This window comes from Solemya elarraichensis gill symbiont (genome assembly GCF_002021095.1).
In the GTDB taxonomy this organism is placed as follows: Bacteria; Pseudomonadota; Gammaproteobacteria; order Chromatiales; family Chromatiaceae.
The window spans coordinates 1-2,497 of sequence record NZ_MPRK01000250.1 but is presented as its reverse complement, the minus strand read 5'-3'; the positions used below and the strand labels follow the sequence as shown (position 1 = coordinate 2,497).

At 46.2% G+C, this 2,497-nt stretch carries 3 protein-coding genes; all 3 read left to right on the top strand.

Annotated features, from left to right (window positions below):
- Window positions 1-182 precede the first annotated feature (182 nt).
- Complete coding sequence (locus BOW51_RS09785; protein ID WP_078477553.1) at window positions 183-623, top strand: hypothetical protein; 441 nt, start codon at window positions 183-185, stop codon at window positions 621-623.
- Window positions 624-709: 86 nt separating this feature from the next.
- Entirely contained in the window at window positions 710-2,116 is a 1,407-nt protein-coding gene (locus BOW51_RS09780) for an NfeD family protein (protein ID WP_078477552.1), read from the top strand.
- The coding region (locus BOW51_RS09775) for an SPFH domain-containing protein (RefSeq protein ID WP_245828664.1) at window positions 2,113-2,497 on the top strand (385 nt) is incomplete at its 3' end. The genes BOW51_RS09780 and BOW51_RS09775, both read left to right, overlap by 4 nt.

Sequence of the window (2,497 nt, the reverse complement as noted above, 5' to 3'; positions counted from 1 at the left end):
ATTTTTCCTTTGGCGCTGGCGCACGTCAGAAAAACAGTCTCGCCTAGTGGCTACCGGGGACTACGCGCCTTCGATTCTCTCTCCTTGGCGCGCAGCGAGTGAGAAAAATCTTACTGGTTAGATGTTCCGATTGCCTGGCGGCTGAAACCCGCTATCAGCAAAACATTACTGAGGATACGGCAGTGATTAATTTTAAGATTCTCGTTGTTAAAGAGATGCTATGTGTCGTTATCGCAAGTTCTGCCTTGCTTGGTGAAGCCAATGCGAAGCCTCGCGAAGGCATGTTGAGCCAAGTCAACTGCGAGTGCACGTGTGCGGTTCGTCGCGAGGGGCGCTCGCCGATGATTGAAGACAAGACGTTCGCAGCTCCCGGTGGCGATCCGCAACGGTGCGGTGGTATGAATAATACAAGTTGCCGTAATACGCGTCCGGATGGTACGACTGCTCTCGGCAAACTGGAAGATTGCTCCGCAGTCGTTACGATGAGGGGTGGATCTAGGCCCGCATTGCCGGATGAGCCGATGAAGATCGCGCCAACGCCAGATGACTCGACATCCTCGTCACCAGTGCCCCTGAAAGAATATCCCCTACCGGAACCTCCACCGAGAGAAATTAAACGATGATCGCCAACTGGAGAATATAATCCTGGGCACGTATTTCCCAATATCCATCTATACTTAAAAAGGAAGAGATAATAGGTATTTCCTTAATGTTGAAACTAACAAAGGGTGTAGCTCGTATATTGTTCTTCGTGATTGTAGGCGTGCTGCTTAATTCGGCTTCTGCAAATCGAACAGGACATACTGCATTACAGCTGAGCATTGATGGAGCAATAGGACCTGCTACTGAGGATTATATTGAGCGGTCGCTAATTTCTGCTGAGGAAACTCAGACAGAGTTGGTTATTATTCGTATGGATACGCCCGGAGGACTGGATACCGCCATGCGAGGCATTATCAAGCACATCACCAATTCCTCTATCCCGGTCGTCAGTTATGTTGCGCCGTCAGGCTCTCGAGCTGCCAGTGCTGGAACCTATATTGTTTATGCAAGTCACATTGCAGCCATGGCACCGGCTACTAACCTGGGTGCGGCGACACCCGTGAAGCTTGGCGGTATCTCTCCTCCTGATTTAAAAGAAAGAGATGATGAGACAAAATCCGAAGATGAGAAAGCCCCGGTTGATAAAGTAGGTAAAGCCAAGAAAGAAAAAATAATAAATGATGCCGTTGCATATATTCGTGGCTTGGCAGAACTTCATAACCGTAATCAGGAGTGGGCAGAAAAAGCGGTGCGTGAAGCTGCCAGTCTACAGGCTAGTGAAGCATTGAAATTAAATGTAATTGATATAATTGCAATCGATACATCTGATCTTTTAAAGCAAATTAATGACCGTGAAGTACTTGTACAGGGTCAAAAACGAACCCTCCATACAACCGGACTGACAATAGTCCCGCTTAGTCCTGATTGGCGCAGTCGCTTACTTAGCGTGATTACCAATCCCAATGTCGCTTATATCCTGATGTTAATTGGTATCTATGGATTAATATTCGAATTCTCCAATCCCGGTGCAATTGTGCCCGGTACGGTTGGTGCAATATGTTTGCTGGTTGCCCTGTATGCGTTCCAATTATTACCAATAAACTATGCCGGGATGGGTCTCATCTTGCTGGGTATGGCCCTGATGATTGGTGAAGCCTTTGAGCTCAGTTTCGGCATGCTTGGTATCGGCGGAGTAATCGCCTTCGTGATTGGATCGATTATTTTGATGGATACAGACGTGCCTGGTTTTGGTATTGATATTTCAGTAATCATTACGTTTACGGTTACCAGTATATTGATGTTTATTATTATCATTGGCATGGCAATCAAGGCACGACGCCGTCCGGTCGTCAGTGGCATGGAAGGACTGATTGGAGGAGAGGCTACCGTGATAAGTGATTTTGATCACAACGGTACCGTTACTATTCACAGTGAAACCTGGACGGCATTGAGTGAAACTCCATTACACAAAGGTCAAAAAGTAAAAGTAACCAACGTAGAAGGCTTAACTTTGAATGTAGAGCCACTTCAAGACACACCAGCGGTATCTACAAAACAGGAAGAAGAGAAATGACTACATATTCCCTCTATATAGTATTTATACTTGTTGCGTTATTTCTGATCTCTGCGATCAGAATCTTGCGTGAATATCAACGAGGTGTTGTCTTCACCTTGGGGCGATTCTGGAAAGTTAAAGGCCCAGGTCTTGTTATTATCATTCCGCTTATCCAGCAAATGGTCAGGGTAGACCTTCGCACCATTGTTATGGACGTTCCGACGCAGGATGTTATCTCACACGATAATGTTTCCGTTAAAGTGAATGCAGTGGTTTACTTTCGTGTGATTGATCCTGAAAAGGCGATTATCCAGGTTGAAGATTTCTACATGGCAACCAGTGAACTGGCGCAGACAACCCTACGTTCTGTCTTGGGACAACATGAACTGGATGAAATGC